This is a genomic window from Pseudomonas sp. ICMP 561, from assembly GCF_002699985.1.
GTDB lineage: Bacteria > Pseudomonadota > Gammaproteobacteria > Pseudomonadales > Pseudomonadaceae > Aquipseudomonas > Aquipseudomonas quasicaspiana.
This window is the reverse complement of the sequence record NZ_LKBT01000012.1, coordinates 303,190-319,095: the sequence shown is the minus strand read 5'-3', so window position 1 is coordinate 319,095 and position 15,906 is coordinate 303,190. Positions and strand designations below refer to the sequence as shown.

Genomic DNA, 15,906 nt, shown 5'->3' with positions numbered 1-15,906 from the left:
GTAAAGACTTAAACAGTGCCCATGAAATCGCGCTTGCCGATTTCAATGCCATTGTGGCGCAGCAGGTCGTAGGCGGTGGTCACGTGGAAGAAGAACTGCGGCAGGCTGTAGCTCAACAGGTAAGTCTGGCCGGTAAAGCGCTTCTCTTTAGGGGTGCCCGGGCGAAGAACGATTTCAATTTCTTCGTTACCGTCGATCTGCTCTGGCTTGATGCTGCCGATGAAGTCCAGAGTCTTCGCCAGTAGCGCCTGAAGCTCAGCGAAGCTGGTTTCAGTGTCGTCGTACTTGGGCATTTCGACCTGAGCCAGACGTGCCGATGCGCCTTTGGCGAAATCCACAGCGATCTGAATCTGACGAGTGAAGTTCAGCATGTCTGGATACAGACGTGCCTGCAGCAGCGCTTCAGGCTGGATATTTTTCTGCGTGGCGTGCGCTTCGGCTTTAGTCAGGATCTGGCTCAAAGCGTTAAGCATCTGCTGGAAAACCGGGACAGAAGCGGAGTACAGAGAAATAGTCATGACAGTTCCTTATAAGAAAGTGCCTGATTATAGGCATGTGTGGCCAAGCGCGCTGTGGCTGTTTTCAACTGACATCCGCCGACTGATCGTTGCGCTGGAAATAATCCCCCGCACACCCTAGGCTGTCTTCCCGCCATCGCCTACGGAAAGAGCCATGTCCACAGAACAGTCCTCGAACAGTCCTGCCGAACAACCCGATGCGCTAAATCTGAGCAGCACCGAGGTGCGCATTCTGGGCTGTCTGATCGAAAAGCAGGCTACCAGCCCGGAGACCTATCCGCTTACCCTCAACGCGCTGGTCACTGCCTGCAACCAGAAAACCAGCCGCGATCCTGTAATGAACCTTAACCCCGGCCCGGTTGGCCAAAGCCTGCGCGCACTGGAAGGCCGCGGCCTGGTTCGGCTGGTCATGGGCAGTCGTGCCGATCGCTGGGAACAGCGCGTCGATAAAACCCTGGAGTTGGTCCCCGCCCAAGTGATTCTGACCGGGCTTTTGCTGTTGCGCGGCCCACAGACGGTCAACGAACTGCTGACCCGTAGCAACCGGATGCATGACTTCGAAGACAGCGAGCAAGTCGTCCATCAATTGGAACGACTGATTGCCAGAGGGCTGGCGATTCTGCTGCCACGCCAGTCAGGACAGCGCGAAGACCGTTACATGCATACGCTGGGCAATGCTGATGATCTGCAGGAAATCCTCGCAGCCCGGCAAAGCCAGCCAGAACGCGCCTCTTCAGCTAGCAACGCTAGCACCGAGCGCCTGGATGAACTTGAGGCGCGCGTTGCGGCACTCGAAGAGCGTCTGGCTAAGCTCGAATAACCCCTCCCCGCCAGGCCCCACCCGGGCAGGATATTACCCTCATCCCGCCCGGGCGAACGCGGCAGCTTGCTGAAACAACTCGTCACCTGGACGCACCCCGGTGTACAGCACAAATTGCTCCAGCGCCTGAATCGCCGCCACTTCATCGCCGCTGATGACTCGCTTTTTTCTGGCGCGCGCAGCTTCGACTAGCGGTGTATTCACCGGGTTGGCCACGACGTCGAACACCGTATCTGCCGCGTCGATGGCGTCAAGGCTGAACGCAAGCTCATCGGCCTGAGCACCGATCATGCCTAACGGCGTGACATTGACCAGTAATGGCGGCCGCTCATCCCCCAGAGCTGCCTGCCAACGCAGGCCGCAGGATTGCGCCAACGCCCGACCGGCTTCTTCGTTGCGGGCAATAATGACGCCATCAGTAAGCCCGATTCACGCATGGCGAACGCTACAGCTTTGGCCATCCCGCCACTGCCACGCAAGGCGAACGCAGCGCGTGGGACGGCTCGGCTGTCCATCAATTGAGCAACGGCAATATAGTCAGTGTTGTAGGCCTTCAAATGGCCCGCGGTATTAACAATGGTATTGACCGATGCAATGGCAGCCGCAGAGGGATCCATTTCGTCAATCAACGGGATGCTTGCTTCCTTGAACGGCATAGAGACAGCGCAGCCGCGAATTCCCAGTGAGCGCATTCCTGCGATTGCGGCCGGCAGGTCCGAAGGGCTGAAAGCCTTGTAATAGAAATTCAGACCCAACTGCTGATAAAGGTAGTTATGAAAACGAACGCCGAAGTTGCCTGGTCTTGCGGCGAGGGACATACACAGAACAGTTTCCTTGTCAGGGATGACAGGCATGCTTTTCTCCTGAACGGTATTAGTAAAAGCCTCGCGGGAAGGCGTAATATCTGCACCGTAACGCGACGCGATGAAAGTCGCCCGGTTCTTTATACAAAAGTACCTTACACAAAATTTACTCAGCGGCTTCGCAGTTTTTCCGCAAAGCGCTGTCTTAAGAGTTATCCCGTGGCAGTGCTTGAGAGTGACGCAGGCTCGCGACAACGGGTTGAAAGTGAGGAACAGTCATGATTCGTCAAATCCCCAAGGTTGCCTTGTTGTTAGCTGCTCTGGCCATGGCCGGCCAGGCGAATGCCCATGGCGGCGGCCGTGGCTGGGCGGGCCCGGCAGTTGTGGGTGCAATCGTAGGTGGCGTGGTCGGCGCTGCGGTATCGTCCGGTCGCGACAGAACGGTCTATGTCGAGCAGCAGCCGGTCTATGTTCAACAACCCGTGTATGTTCAGGCTCCGCCGCAGCCAGTCTATTATCAGCCGGCCTATCAGGTTGTAGCGCCACCACCAGTGCGCGTATATGGTCCACCGCCTGGCTATTACGGCCCTCCACCCGTTTATTACGGCCCACCGCGCGGCTATTACGACCGCGGCCGCTGGTAATCATTGATAAACAGCCCCGCCCTCACCCGGCGGGGCTTTTTTTCGCCAGTGGAAAGGTAACGACTTCAGTAAAACTCAAGTTTGGTTGATCAAAGACGATAGCCTGCTAACAGTCCATTCTCTAACCACGAGCCAGCGTATAACTCTTCACCGACCTCACCGCTCAGTTCGTCATAACAATAAGGAATTCAATATGCCGACACAGAACCCACACCGAACATTCGGACTCTGTACGTCGAACAAGGTCTACAGCGCTTTGACTGAACTCAAGAGCCTGGAAGGCCACCGCACCGCGAAGTTTGTTGCGCTGATGGCGCAGAATCTGGTTGAAAAAGGCATGCTGTCTGAAGAAGAAGTGATCGCCATGCTGGATCAGGTCGTCGACTGAACCGTATTGGCAAACATTGCGTCGGCCTTCTGTTCATCAATGTCCACTATCGAGAGCGTTGATTTCTGCTGTGTCCAGTGACCCCGTAGAGTAGCGCCATAGATTGTTGGAGGCACTTATGAGCACACTCAAAATCATGTCCGTGGTAGGCAGCGCAGTTCCCCAGGCGCTTAGAGCCCAAGGTCTGCTGGCCTGTTGGTATCTGGTGCACAACGGTGAGCCCGTCAGCGGCCCGTTTGCATCGTTGAATGCTGCTCAGGCACGCTCTGAACTGTTCGAAGACCGCCAGCTAAACAGCTAACAGACATCCTCATCACAGCCCGGCCCGGCGCCAGGCTGGTAGTTCGACCGGCTGAAACTCTCTGAATTGTGCGTTGCTCCGCACACCCTCTTGCCCGCATTGGTCCCCTGATGCGGGCTTTTTTTACGTCTCTATATCCTGCCGATATCAGAGACGCTCAGCCATTGCAGCATTGACCTGACAACGGTGGGCCAGTTTCTGCAGGCGCTTTTCCATACTCATGAACACCACCCGATCCGAACGACCACTTTCCAGCTCGTCGATAAGGTCACTCGCGACCTGACGCAACTCGTAGGCAATCACCACGCGGTCGTCATTGAGGTCATGCTTGTGGGACTCGAACAGGCGGTGCAGATAGTTCTCCAGAACATACTTCATGCGATGCCGGTCGGTAGCACGCAGGTGATTCAGGCTCAGATTGATTTTGCCCAGCAACTCGCTGAGCTCTCCACACAGATACTGCATGCGTCTGGCGTACCCAATCTGCCCGTCGCGCATGGCTTTGCGCTGCACTGCAGCTTCCTGACTACGCTGGATGCCAGGAACGGCAACGGCGACCATCATGCCAATAATCAAGCCTGTTGCCTGGACCCAGCCCACCCAGTCTGCGGGCCGCGAGAAGAAACCTGCACCCATCAACAGAACCGCTATTGCACCGGCAACTATCACTAAAACAACGTAATCCTTGCTGATAAACCCTTTGGGCATTACGCGACTCCTTCGGCCTGTATTGGCAGCTATCGATGGCATGGAATGCTAATCGGTGCGGGCGCTGGATACCATGACTATTGTTACCGAGGACGATTTTTCAACCGCTGGGGCAAAACTTAAATCTTACATTTATTAGTGAAACTCCCTACAACAACCATCGACAGTGGTCAGGCCTACTCATAAAATGCCGAGCAGTTTCTCTACCCCGTGTGAATGCCACACTCCACTCTTAGTGAGCCTCGCTCTTGAAAATTCGTCTTCATATTTTGGGCCTTTTATTTGCACTTGCAGGCCCGGCACTTTCTACCAGTGTCTCCGCGAACGACCCTGCCCCACTTAATCGTGATCCTTCTCTACTTCATCTGGCATCCGGCAGCGCAATGCTCGTTGACCTGCAGACCGATAAAGTTTTGTATTCCAGCAATCCAGACGTCATCGTACCCATCGCCTCTGTGACCAAGCTCATGACGGCAATGGTTGTACTGGACGCCAAACAGTCCATGGATGAAGTCATCCCGGTCAATATCTCGCAAACGCCAGAAATGAAAGGCGTGTTCTCGCGAGTCAAACTGGGCAGCGAACTACCCCGCCGTGAAATGCTACTGATCACCTTGATGTCTTCCGAGAACCGCGCGGCTGCAAGTCTGGCCCATAGTTATCCGGGCGGCTATGCAGCGTTTATTCTGGCAATGAATGCCAAAGCCAAGGCACTGGGGATGAAACATACGGTGTATGTCGAGCCGACCGGTCTCTCGATCTACAACGTTTCTACTGCGCGCGACCTGACCAAACTGCTGCTCGCTTCGCGTAAATATCCGGCCCTCAGCGAGCTGAGCACCACGCCGGAAAAAACCGTCACGTTCCGCAAGCCAACCTACAGCCTGGGCTTCAGTAACACTGACCACCTGGTTCGTAAATCCAACTGGGATATCAAGCTGACCAAGACCGGCTTTACCAATCAGGCTGGGCACTGCCTGGTCCTGCTGACCAGCATGGCCAATCGTCCTGTCGCGATGGTGATCCTTGATGCATTCGGCAAATACACTCACTTTGCAGATGCAAGTCGCATACGCCAATGGATGGAGACAGGCAAAAGCAATCCGCCGCCCGCCGTCGCGTTGCAGTACAAGAAAGAAAAGAATCTGGTGATGAAGCAGCAAGGGCTACAAGCTACCGAGTGACCCGTCGAAATCACACGTAAAAAGGCCGCCAGCTCCTCATGGAACTGGCGGCCTTTTTGTTGTAGCCAAGCGCTTAGAGGTTGAACTGAGTCACCAGCTTGGTGTTCAGGTAAGCCTCGATTGCCTCGGTACCACCCTCAGAGCCGTAGCCTGAATCCTTGATGCCACCGAACGGGACTTCCGGCAAGCCGATGCCCTGATGGTTGATTGAAAGCATGCCCGCTTCAATGCCAGTGCTCAGCGCGTGAGCAGTCTTCATCGATGTGGTAAAGGCATACGAAGCCAGACCAAATGGCACTCGATTGGATTCGGCAATCGCCTCCTCCACGGTATCGAACGGCACCACCAGGGCAACAGGACCAAACGGCTCTTCGTTCATGATGCGCATTTCAGGGGTCAGACCACTGAGCACAGTCGGTTCGAAGAAGTAGCCAGGCCCCTCGATAGCTTTCCCGCCTGCGTTAAGCGTTGCACCTGAAGCTTTAGCGTCATCGACCAATGCAACCAGCGCCGGAATACGACGATCATTGGCGACCGGCCCCATGGTTACCGTCGAATCGAGGCCGTTACCGACCTTGATTTCCCGGGTCAGCCCAACGAATTTCTCGATAAACGCTTCGTATACACCGCGCTGAACCAGAATCCGGGTCGGCGACACACAGACCTGACCGGCGTTGCGGAACTTGGCAGTTGCCAGCACGCGCGCGGCGAGGTCGACATCCGCATCGTCAAAAACCAGCGCCGGTGCATGACCGCCCAACTCCATCGTTGCGCGCTTCATGTGCTGCCCGGCAAGCGCGGCGAGCTGCTTGCCAACCGGAGTCGAGCCGGTGAATGTCACTTTGCGAATGACCGGGTGAGCAATCAGGTATGAGGAAATTTCTGCGGGGTTTCCGTACACCAGACCAATGACACCGGCTGGCACGCCGGCATCTGCGAAAGCGCGGATCAATTCAGCAGGTGATGCCGGGGTTTCTTCCGGAGCCTTGATGATGATCGAGCAGCCTGCCGCCAGCGCGGAAGACAATTTGCGCACGATCTGGTTGATCGGGAAATTCCACGGCGTGAACGCCGCGACTGGTCCTACAGGTTCTTTGACGACTTTCTGCTCGACGTCTGCGCCGCGGGAAGGAACCAGACGGCCATAACTGCGACGCCCCTCCTCGGCCAGCCACTCGATTACGTCCGCACCCGACAGTACTTCAGCGCGGGCTTCGGCCAACGGTTTACCCTGCTCCTGCGTCATGATCCGGGCAATGGAATCTGCGCGCTCACGCAATAAATGCGCGGCTTTTTGCATCGTTTTGTAGCGATCGTAGGCGGAGGTCTTGCGCCATGTCGCGAAACCACGCTCGGTGGCCGCCAGTGCTTCATCGAGGTCAGCAATGCTGGCGTGTGCAACAGTGCCCAGTTGCTGGCCGGTAGCGGGATCAATGACTGGCTGGGTGCGACCATCCTGGCCTGCACGCCATTGACCGTCGATAAAGAGCTGAACATCAGGATACATAGCGATTCTCCAGTTGCATTCGCAAGACAAGAAATGTGCTTTTCAAAAGCGCTACGAGTTCAATGGGGGCGCGATGGTGTATATCAAGGCATTTCACCCCATCGCTTTTCGGAAGAGTCCGAATCCATCAAGCCCTGGTTCGTTGCTGCCAGGCCGCAGCAAGCCCACTCAGGCAGATGACGGCGATGCCCAGTTGCGCAGTCAGCGAGGGCGCATGACCAAACACCAGGTAACCCAACAAACCTGCAAACACGATCTGGCAGTAGCTGAACGGCGCCAGCATCGCGGGCGCGGCATAACGAAAAGCCTGAGTCAGCAGCAAGTGAGCAACCATCCCGCACGCTCCCAGCGCCAGCATGAACGGCAGATGCTTGAGTTCCGGCGCAGTCCAGAAAAACGGCAGGAGTGCGGTCATGACCAGGCTGTTGAACAACCCTGCAAAGAAATTGCTGGTGGTCGGGCTGTCATGCGCGCTGACCATTCGGGTGAGCAGTTGATAGGAAGCAAATAACGTCGCAGATCCCAGAGGTAGCAGGCTGGCTGGAGTAAACAGCTCTCCGCCGGGGTGCACAATGATCAGCACGCCAACAAAGCCCACGAGCACTGCTGCCCATTGTTTACGCGTGACATGCTCTCCCAGCAGCGGCACTGACAGGGCGGTAATCAACAGTGGTGCAAGAAAGTTGACGGCGGTTGCCTCAGCCAGCGGGATGTACATCAATCCGGTGGTGAACAACAAACTGGTGCCCAACAGGCACAGCGCACGCATTATTTGCAGCTTCAAGCGCTTGGTACGCAGCACCCGCAGGCCTGCCGAAGGCATGAAAATCCCGGCCATCAGTAGCGTATGCACTACATAGCGGACCCAAACGACCATGAAGATCGGATAAAACCCGGACAGGTATTTGGAAATGGTGTCGTGACTTGAAAACAGAAATGTGGCCAGAACAATGAGCGCGATGCCCTTGAGTGGCTGGTTGACGCCGGATAGTGGCGTGCTGACGGTACTCATCTAGTTTCCTTGGCATGGCAGAAAACAGTCGCCTATTCAGATGCCGAACGACAGCGCATCCGATATCCCTGAATAGCGTATGAAGGAAAGAATATAGAAGCCGCCCCGGTAATCCAAACAATGCCGCGGCTAATAACGAAATTAACTGACTGGCCGGTCCGATCGGGACACTCAAGTCCAGATCCGTAACAAGGCGCCTCTCGCTCCGGAAAGCGGATCGGCCGCAGGCAAAGGAACCTCGGAAATACGCTGCCGGGATGCACTCAATGCAGCGTGGTCGGCGCGCTGGATGTCGTACTGGCTCTGATTGGACGGGTAGCCGCCCACTACCAGAAAATCGTCACTTCGCTCTAGGCAACAGTGACCGGTGCCAGCAGGCAATACCAGAACATCTCCTGACGCTATCGTGACTTCCTGCCCGCGCTTGCCACCAAGCATCACCCGCGCCGCGCCGCTGGCAACCCCGAGGACTTCATGGGCTGTGGAATGATAGTGGTGATAATCAAAAATCACGTCACGCCATAACGCTGGCCAATGATTATGGGTAAAGAGACGTTCGAACCCGGCAGCCGTGTCGGGGCTTTCAAACGATATTCCCCGGTACACCAACACCGGCAATCGACTGTTAGGGACCTCTCGGTCCTCTTCAAAAAACAGCTGCTCGGGTGCGCGTGAAACCATGATGGCTACTCCTTGCCGGATGGGATAATCCATGTCGACTCCTGCCGATCACCGATATTGCCAGAGTCAGACAAGCGGACATGTTTGAGAGGCAACCAATGGCACCGTGAAGCTGAACTCGCTTCCCTGGCCCAACTGGCTGCTAACCCATAGATCGCCACCATGGGCCTTGATGATGCCCATCGAGATGTACAGCCCCAAGCCAGTACCACTCGGATTGCCTTGCCTGGTTCGCCAATAACGCTCAAAGACATGAGGCAGGTGCTCCTGAGCAATACCCGCCCCCGTATCAGCGACGCAGAACCTGACGTACCCCCCCTCTTTTACGGCGCTGACCCCGACGCGGCCTTCCCTTGGGGTGAACTTGATGGCATTGCCAACCAGATTGGACAACACCTGAAATAACCGTTCCGGATCGGCAGAAATCTGCAGGTCTGGCTCAGAGACAAAGCTCAGCTCGATAAACTTGTTCAGCGCCAACGGCGCGAGAAGTGAATATCCCTCTTCGAGTATCTGGCTGACATCCATCGGCTGAGACGCGATGGAGTAGCGACCCGCTTCGATCTTCGACGTATCCAGCAAGTCCTCCAACAAATTCGTCATCCGCGTCGTCGCCCGCTGCATGGTATCGATAGCAGAGTTGACACGCTTTGATGAGGGGCCACTATCGGCGCCTATCAATCGCTGCATCATGCCGCACTGCATGACAATGACCGTCATTGGGCTGCGCAGGTCATGAGAGACCACCGCAACCAGCTCGTCCCGCGCGCGAACCGCGTCCTGCTCTCGCAACACTTGACGAGCCAGGTCCGTTTCCAGCGCTGAGCGCCGCAAATCGGCTGCGGCGAACAGGTCGCCAGCGCTCCATCGATGCGCCTTGCCATTGACCTGTTCTTTCCAGATTTCAAACGACTTGCGCGGCTGGAGTCGGTTGCCGCCTTCGGTTTGCGAAAGCTCCATAGGCTTGCTGGGGTCACCGCTCCAGTTGACACTTTCCTTGACCTCGGGACGAAACCAAAGCACCGCATTGTCCACCGGCTTGGGTAAAGTGAAACTCAGCAACCCACTCGCGACATCCTGATATTCATGCGCATCGGGAAAGTCTGCACTCAGGCTGGCTGACTCATAAATGCCGACAGGCTGCTGTTTAACCCAAGCGTAAAGCGTCTGGATTTGTTCATCGCCCGGGCACGCCCCCCAGGTATGCAAGCGATCTTCAACCAGTACCGCAATGCCTGATGCGCCGGTCAGCGCCATCAACCGCTCAGGATTTTGCGCCAACGCCTCCAACACATCCTGCTGCGGTGCCAGGCGCATGGTTTGTACAAGCTCAGCGAGCATGACCTCTTTCTTCTGCCGCTGCTGGGCAATTCCGGCTTCCTCAAGCGCGCTGATCTGCATCGACAGTACCTGACCAATACTCTGGCAAGCTGCACGCAGGCCGTGCGGCACCAGCAGGGGCGTACGATTTCCGCAACTGATCAAGCCCCACAGGCGATCGTCCTTGAGCAGCGAAATACTCATTGAGGACTGCACGCCCATGTTCTTCATGTATTGGCAATGAATCGGCGAAACACTGCGCAGCAACGAATGAGTCATGTCCAGTGGCAGTAATGTGTCCGGGCGCAGTAACGGGACCAGTGGCACGGGCATATATTGAGCGTCAGGAATGATGCGTAGCCAGTTGAGACGGTATAACTCCCGGGCCTGGCTCGGAATGTCGGACGCCGGAAAAAACAGACCGTTGTAGGTGTCCATTCCCGGACTTGAAGCTTCGGCAATGACCTGACCGTGCCCTTCCTCCTCGAAACGATAAATCAGCACCCGCTCATAGCCGGTCATCGCCTGAATCTCGCGGACACTTATTTCGTAAAGTTCTGCGAGAGACTTTGCGCCTTGCAAACGACGCAAGGTCCTGCCCAGGCCGCGATCCAGATGTTGCATGCTGGCCGAGGTGAGTTCGCCGGGATTTTCAATCTCCAGCATCAACACCCCATCGTGACGATGCATGGTGCAATCCACCCACTTTCCGCCATAGGCCAGAGAGAGTGGGTTCACCTCATCCAGCGAGCTGGCAGCCGCTGCACTGCGTATTTCCTGCGCCTGCTCATTGCCCAATACGACGTCGAGTTCCTGACCGGCCAGTTCCGATGCGGCACGACCGAAAAGCACATCAGCATTTGCACTGATTTGCTGCACAATCCAGGTGCTCTCATTGACAGCCAGCAACACACCGTGAGGCTGAATAGCCCCCGGAATCTGGATAGGCTCATGATCACAGTTGGCCAGCAACCGATCAAAGACATCACCGTCGTCAACAATCATCACAAAATCTCCGCCCGCCTCACACGCAAGCAACATGAACAAAGGTAGCAAATACGGCGTTATCGGCCCGCCTGATCTTAATATGAACGTCGTGTAGAAATTAGCTTTTCGCTCTTGATGCCGACCGGTAATTAATCAGACCCGACAAGCCACACCTGCCAACATTCATCACTGGATCCACTTTTCATGCTCGATGAATGTTTTTCCACTGACGTGTAATTACTGCAATACGGACGGCTGTAATTTTTACAGAGCCTCGATGACATGTTCAAAAACCTTAGCGTTGGAGTGGACGCTAATGTGGACCGCCCCTGCGCTGAGCCAGAAAAGTCTGCGAAATGCCCGCACATGAGGGTGTTGATTGCCGTATGGAGAGATTTTCTTCGAACAAAAATCAGCGCTCGTCACCATGGCACACGAACGAGTTCGACGCACCGTTATATTTCCCGGTGCCGGACAAGCATGTTCGCTCTATCAAAACGCCGGACACTTTACAGCATCGAACTGACGCAGCGAATCATATCAAGTCAATTTTTTGGTGTAGCGATTAAAGCTGCACTTAATTAGTCACTCACCATGAGCTCGTCAGGCCGTTACGTTTATCGCTCCCGACGAGCTCACTAACAACCCGTCAGAAAATATAGTCAGTGGTGAGAAAACTGGACTCGCGATTGCGGATGATGTCGCTGATCAGCGCTTTGTTCGTGTCCTGAAATTTGGTCGCGACCAGCGTGCGGATCGAGAAAACACGAAGTGCGTCGTGAACCGACAAGGTACCTTCAGCCGAATTTTTGCGACCATTGAAAGGGAATTGATCCGGTCCGCGCTGACACTGTGCGTTGATGTTGATGCGCCCTACCTGATTGGCAAAAGCATCGACCAGCCGCCCAACCTGAGCAGAGTCATTCCCAAAGATGCTCAGTTGCTGACCGAAATCCGAGTCCAGTACGTAATCAATGACCGACTCAATATCCCGATACGGCACAACAGGAACCACCGGACCGAACTGTTCTTCGTGGTAAACCCGCATTGCCGACGTCACGGGATACAGCACTGCCGGATAGAAGAACGTTTCATTGACCTCCCCGCCACCCTCATTGACGACGCGAGCGCCCTTGCTTACCGCATCGTCAAGCAAACCTTTCAAGTAATCGGTCTTGCCCGGCTCAGGTAATGGAGTCAGCGATACACCTGGCTCCCATGGCATACCAGCTTTCAGTTGAGCAAGTTTCTGCTGGAACTTCTCCAGGAAGCTATCGACCAGGCTCTCATGCACAAACAGAATCTTCAGCGCCGTGCAGCGCTGCCCGTTGAAGGAAAGCGATCCGGTGATCGACTCATTTACAGCGTTATCCAGATCCACATCCGGCAACACGATGCCCGGATTCTTCGCATCCAGACCCAGCGCAGCACGCAAGCGATGTGGCTTGGGGTGCAGCTTCTTGAGATCACTGGCTGCCTTATTGGTCCCGATAAACGCAAACACATCTATCTTGCCACTGGCCATCAAGGCGCTGACCGTTTCTCGACCGCTGCCGTAGATCACATTGATGACGCCCGGCGGGAAACTGTCCCGGAACGCCTCCAGCAATGGCCGAATCAGCAACACACCAAACTTGGCGGGTTTGAAGACGACGGTGTTACCCATGATCAGAGCCGGGATGAGCGTGGTGAAGGTTTCGTTCAGCGGATAATTGTAAGGTCCCATGCACAGCGTTACGCCTAAAGGCACGCGTCGAATCTGACCGAGTGTGTCCTGCTCCAGCTCAAAACGACTGGAGCGACGATCCAGTTCCTTGAGGGCATTGATGGTGTCGACGATGTAATCGCAGGTACGGTCAAACTCTTTCTCGGAATCCTTGAGGTTCTTGCCAATCTCCCACATCAGCAAATTGACCACCGCCTCACGCTGCTCTCGCATGCGCTTGAGAAATGCCTCGACGTGCTGAATGCGCTCGGCCACCCGCATCGTCGGCCATGCACCCTGCCCTCGGTCATAAGCCTGAACAGCCGCCTCCAGTGCAGTCATCGCGGTTGCCGAGTCGAGCAACGGCGTACTGCCAAGAATCACCGACTGGATACCATCAGCAGCGCTGAGACACACCGGACTGCGCACCGGCGCGAGCGGCCCCTGCCAGAGCTGCAGCGTACCGTTGACCAGATACTCCCGCTGCTCGATGGCCTTCTCGGGACGATACTGCTCAGGGATTTGCTCAAGGGTGGGAAACAATGTTTCAAGGCGTTTGCTGGCAGTCACTTCTTTCACCTCACTGGAAGTCAGTCATAAGGAGCATGCCAACTACACTACGCCAAAGCCCCCCACCTTTGGAAACCCACCTCTCCAAGCTACTGAATAGTAAAAATATTTTCGGCACACGCTTGACTAATCCAATTGAAACAGTAACATAGCGCTCATTCCGCGATAGCTCAGTTGGTAGAGCAAGTGACTGTTAATCACTGGGTCCCTGGTTCGAGTCCAGGTCGTGGAGCCATATAGATACAAGCAATTGGGCGTTTTTTGTAGGGTTTTGTGAATTCAATGATTTAGTCATTGAAGTGCAGGACTCTGGAAAAACCGCCCTTTTTCTTGCCTGCTGAACTTTGAAGCGCAGCCTTTATAGCTCGTTGCGCAGTCTAAGTGCTGCCTCTAGAGTCAAGCATGATGAAAATTCCCTCCTCCGTTCAGCCCAAGGGCGGCCTTCGCGAGACTGCAGCAATCACAGATTTCTGATCATTGCCCAGTGCCCTCTCCCCCTATATCGACATCTATCTTCGCATTCCTGTTTTTGTCGCCTGACGGCATTCAACGTCGAACTGGCTCGGTAGCTCGCAATAACGGAACGACAGCATGATTCCAGTGGAATCATCCATTTCCCCACGCCCGACATCTTGCCCTATCATCACAGCCAAATCGCCGAATAGTGGAGACAGGCATGATCACCCATCTGGACTTTCAGGTACTGGAGCTCATGGCGGGCATTCCCGGGCAACCGATGGATTTGCTCATTCGCAGCGGCGTATCGCTGGAAGCAATCGACAATCTGTCGCAACATGGTGTCAACGCAGTGAGCGTCGGTATCATCGACGCACGCACCCTCCTTCACCGTCGAACCAAGGGCGAACGACTCTCCCCCGAAGAAGGCGATCGCCTGTATCGCGTGAGCAAACTGGTGGTACTTGCCGAGCAAGTGTTCGGCGACAAGGACAAGGCAACCCACTGGCTGAACAAAGCTCAAAATGCATTCGGAGGCCTGACCGCGCTGGAGGCGGCCGGCACAACACCTGGTTATGTGGCTACTGAAGAAACACTGGACCGCATTAACCACGGACTTTTTGCATGACCGAACGTGCTCTATAGCGCATATCGAATTACAAAAACTTGAGCGGAGTTGGCGGCACCAAAGTATCGGGCCGCTGGCGAGAGATGTTTGATGAATAAATTCTTTTTAATGAGTTGTGCGGCCCTGCTCGCTGGCTGCGTTGGTCACTACCCGCAACCGGCGCTGACAGCACCTCACGCCACCCTTGATGCCAAGTGGGGCAACAACAACCTTATGTCCGGTGGCTTCCAGGCATACTGGGCTTATCACGACGGCCATTGCCAGGACACAAAAAATACCGGTGTGTTGGGCCGTGTTTCACAGTCAGAGAGCGAAAAGAATCAATTTTTGGTAGAGCCTGACAGGCGTATCTACCTCAACGCTCTCAGTAGCGGTACCAAGCAGCGCGAAGCTACCGACCCGTCGCTTATTCAAAGGAGTTGCATGAACATCAGTAGCTTCATCCCTGAAGCTGGAGCGACCTATCAGATTACCCACTCGGCGCCCAAGTCTGGATGCTATTTGGAAGTGGTAGACATCAAGACCGGAAAGGCGCCTGCTTCTCTCGTCATAGAGCCTGTTACCAAGGAGTGCGGGCTGTAAGGAATCGAGTTAGTAACCGGCCTCACATCCTTCGTCGGGTAAGGCAACTCAAACAGCGCGGCCACGCCCAAGAATGCCCAATAGTGAACTGCAGTGGCTGGCCGATGGATATTCGCCTAAGCAAAAAAGGTAGGTCGTACACCAAGTGATTTGAAGGCAGCCTATTTGAGGCTCACTGCAAAATAGCGATTTATTAGCAGAACATCTTCTTCCGTCCATCCAAGGTCAGGATTGGTCGCGGCTCGATGCAGGCGATCCTCAAAGTTCCGGCGAACCGTACTGGCTCGCAGAGACGCGGGCTTTACTTCCATAAAATATAACGCAGCAGAACGGATAGTTGATGTCAGTGCGTCACAGAGGCTGATCAACAGAACCGCATCGGCGCTGCCTTCTAACGCCTCAACAATCGAATCGCCTAGTCGTCCCAGGCCCGAGACAACATACAAATCCTGACGATCCCCAGCCACGATTATTTGAGTTACATCAATAGAATCAGGCCAGTGAGAGAGCACGCGGTCGAGCAATACGTCAAATTTCAGATCAGACTCTGCTTCACTCATTTTCTAATCCTTCCGTGAGCATTCGATCAGCGAAACACAGGCTCACAATTTGCCATGAACGCGCACGCTGTGCTTCACCACCCCCCAGATCACCAGGTCGTCGCATTCCATCACGTGCCGTGGTGGATATTTGCTGTTTTCCGAGGTGAGCATGCATGTGTTCTCACGCATGTGCAGCCGCTTGCACACGGGTTCAGCATTGAGGGCTGCGATCACGATGTCGCCATGTTCCGCGTAAAGACTGCGATCTACGATCAGAAGATCTCCGGAGAAAATCCCCACCCCCTGCATGCTGTCCTCCTCAATTTTCACCATGTACAGATCGGGTGTCGGGATGTCGAACAATTCATCCAGCGAGATGTGCTTTTCGATGTGATCGGCAGCCAGCGACGGCAAGCCTGCAGATGCCTGAAAGGAATAAAGCGGGAGCTTTTCGCCCCCGGCTGATATCGGACCAAGGATAGTAATACTCATGAGACTGACCCTGCGAAGAATGACTGTACATGCATACAGTTAACGATCTTGGCGACGT

General features: G+C 55.0%; 16 protein-coding genes, 1 tRNA gene and 1 pseudogene. 8 read left to right on the top strand and 10 right to left on the bottom strand.

The features are described 5' to 3' along the window. Positions 1-8: 8 nt before the first annotated feature. Positions 9-518 carry a DUF1993 domain-containing protein gene (locus AO242_RS11725; RefSeq protein ID WP_099268795.1) on the bottom strand — a complete coding sequence of 170 codons (510 nt, stop codon included), beginning with the start codon at positions 516-518 and terminating at the stop codon, positions 9-11. A gap of 154 nt (positions 519-672) precedes the next feature. Here AO242_RS11725 and AO242_RS11720 point away from each other — a divergent pair, with 154 nt between their 5' ends. After that, positions 673-1,338: a YceH family protein gene (locus AO242_RS11720; RefSeq protein WP_099268794.1), complete on the top strand. Its 666-nt coding sequence runs from the start codon at positions 673-675 to the stop codon at positions 1,336-1,338. 39 nt (positions 1,339-1,377) lie between these two features. On the opposite strand, the pseudogene AO242_RS11715 reads toward AO242_RS11720, so the two are convergent. Further along, a pseudogene (locus AO242_RS11715) lies at positions 1,378-2,192 on the bottom strand (shikimate 5-dehydrogenase). 227 nt (positions 2,193-2,419) lie between these two features. On the opposite strand from AO242_RS11715, the gene AO242_RS11710 reads away from it, so the two are divergent. The 3 genes from AO242_RS11710 to AO242_RS11700 all read left to right on the top strand — a co-directional run bounded on the left by AO242_RS11710 (position 2,420) and on the right by AO242_RS11700 (position 3,474). Further along, positions 2,420-2,785, top strand: a complete 366-nt coding sequence (locus AO242_RS11710) for a hypothetical protein (protein ID WP_027899069.1) — start codon at positions 2,420-2,422, stop codon at positions 2,783-2,785. A gap of 193 nt (positions 2,786-2,978) precedes the next feature. After that, on the top strand, positions 2,979-3,173 hold the full coding sequence (locus tag AO242_RS11705) for a hypothetical protein (protein WP_099268793.1): 195 nt from the start codon (positions 2,979-2,981) through the stop codon (positions 3,171-3,173). A 118-nt stretch (positions 3,174-3,291) separates the two neighbouring features. Further along, positions 3,292-3,474 (top strand): hypothetical protein, encoded by a 183-nt coding sequence (locus tag AO242_RS11700; RefSeq protein WP_027899067.1) that lies wholly within the window; start codon positions 3,292-3,294, stop codon positions 3,472-3,474. Between the two features lie 147 nt (positions 3,475-3,621). Here the strand turns inward: AO242_RS11700 and AO242_RS11695 are convergent, their stop codons facing one another. Then, positions 3,622-4,182 carry a hypothetical protein gene (locus tag AO242_RS11695; RefSeq protein WP_027899066.1) on the bottom strand — a complete coding sequence of 187 codons (561 nt, stop codon included), beginning with the start codon at positions 4,180-4,182 and terminating at the stop codon, positions 3,622-3,624. A 248-nt stretch (positions 4,183-4,430) separates the two neighbouring features. On the opposite strand from AO242_RS11695, the gene pbpG reads away from it, so the two are divergent. Further along, positions 4,431-5,366, top strand: coding sequence for a D-alanyl-D-alanine endopeptidase (gene pbpG, locus AO242_RS11690; protein WP_099268792.1), 936 nt, complete (start codon positions 4,431-4,433; stop codon positions 5,364-5,366). A 73-nt stretch (positions 5,367-5,439) separates the two neighbouring features. Here the strand turns inward: pbpG and AO242_RS11685 are convergent, their stop codons facing one another. The 5 genes from AO242_RS11685 to AO242_RS11665 all read right to left on the bottom strand — a co-directional run bounded on the left by AO242_RS11685 (position 5,440) and on the right by AO242_RS11665 (position 13,148). Beyond that, positions 5,440-6,873, bottom strand: coding sequence for an NAD-dependent succinate-semialdehyde dehydrogenase (locus tag AO242_RS11685; RefSeq protein ID WP_099268791.1), 1,434 nt, complete (start codon positions 6,871-6,873; stop codon positions 5,440-5,442). 127 nt (positions 6,874-7,000) lie between these two features. After that, complete coding sequence (locus tag AO242_RS11680) at positions 7,001-7,885, bottom strand: DMT family transporter (protein WP_027899063.1); 885 nt, start codon at positions 7,883-7,885, stop codon at positions 7,001-7,003. Between the two features lie 171 nt (positions 7,886-8,056). After that, a complete protein-coding gene (locus AO242_RS11675; RefSeq protein ID WP_373562213.1) occupies positions 8,057-8,599 on the bottom strand; it encodes a cupin domain-containing protein in 543 nt (180 codons plus the stop codon). Between the two features lie 33 nt (positions 8,600-8,632). Continuing rightward, complete coding sequence (locus AO242_RS11670; RefSeq protein ID WP_099268790.1) at positions 8,633-10,891, bottom strand: ATP-binding protein; 2,259 nt, start codon at positions 10,889-10,891, stop codon at positions 8,633-8,635. Positions 10,892-11,522: 631 nt separating this feature from the next. Continuing rightward, positions 11,523-13,148: an NADP-dependent glyceraldehyde-3-phosphate dehydrogenase gene (locus tag AO242_RS11665; protein ID WP_099268961.1), complete on the bottom strand. Its 1,626-nt coding sequence runs from the start codon at positions 13,146-13,148 to the stop codon at positions 11,523-11,525. Between the two features lie 159 nt (positions 13,149-13,307). Here AO242_RS11665 and AO242_RS11660 point away from each other — a divergent pair. From AO242_RS11660 to AO242_RS11645, 3 genes are all read left to right on the top strand, one after another. Beyond that, a tRNA-Asn gene (locus tag AO242_RS11660) sits at positions 13,308-13,383 on the top strand. A gap of 441 nt (positions 13,384-13,824) precedes the next feature. After that, positions 13,825-14,232, top strand: coding sequence for an antitoxin Xre/MbcA/ParS toxin-binding domain-containing protein (locus tag AO242_RS11655; RefSeq protein ID WP_099268789.1), 408 nt, complete (start codon positions 13,825-13,827; stop codon positions 14,230-14,232). Positions 14,233-14,322: 90 nt separating this feature from the next. Next, on the top strand, positions 14,323-14,814 hold the full coding sequence (locus AO242_RS11645; RefSeq protein ID WP_099268788.1) for a hypothetical protein: 492 nt from the start codon (positions 14,323-14,325) through the stop codon (positions 14,812-14,814). Positions 14,815-14,975: 161 nt separating this feature from the next. On the opposite strand, the gene AO242_RS11640 is transcribed toward AO242_RS11645, so the two are convergent. Both AO242_RS11640 and AO242_RS11635 read right to left on the bottom strand, forming a co-directional pair. Next, positions 14,976-15,374 carry a hypothetical protein gene (locus tag AO242_RS11640; protein ID WP_099268787.1) on the bottom strand — a complete coding sequence of 133 codons (399 nt, stop codon included), beginning with the start codon at positions 15,372-15,374 and terminating at the stop codon, positions 14,976-14,978. A 42-nt stretch (positions 15,375-15,416) separates the two neighbouring features. Then, complete coding sequence (locus tag AO242_RS11635; protein ID WP_027899002.1) at positions 15,417-15,848, bottom strand: LexA family protein; 432 nt, start codon at positions 15,846-15,848, stop codon at positions 15,417-15,419. Between the last annotated feature and the right edge of the window lie 58 nt (positions 15,849-15,906).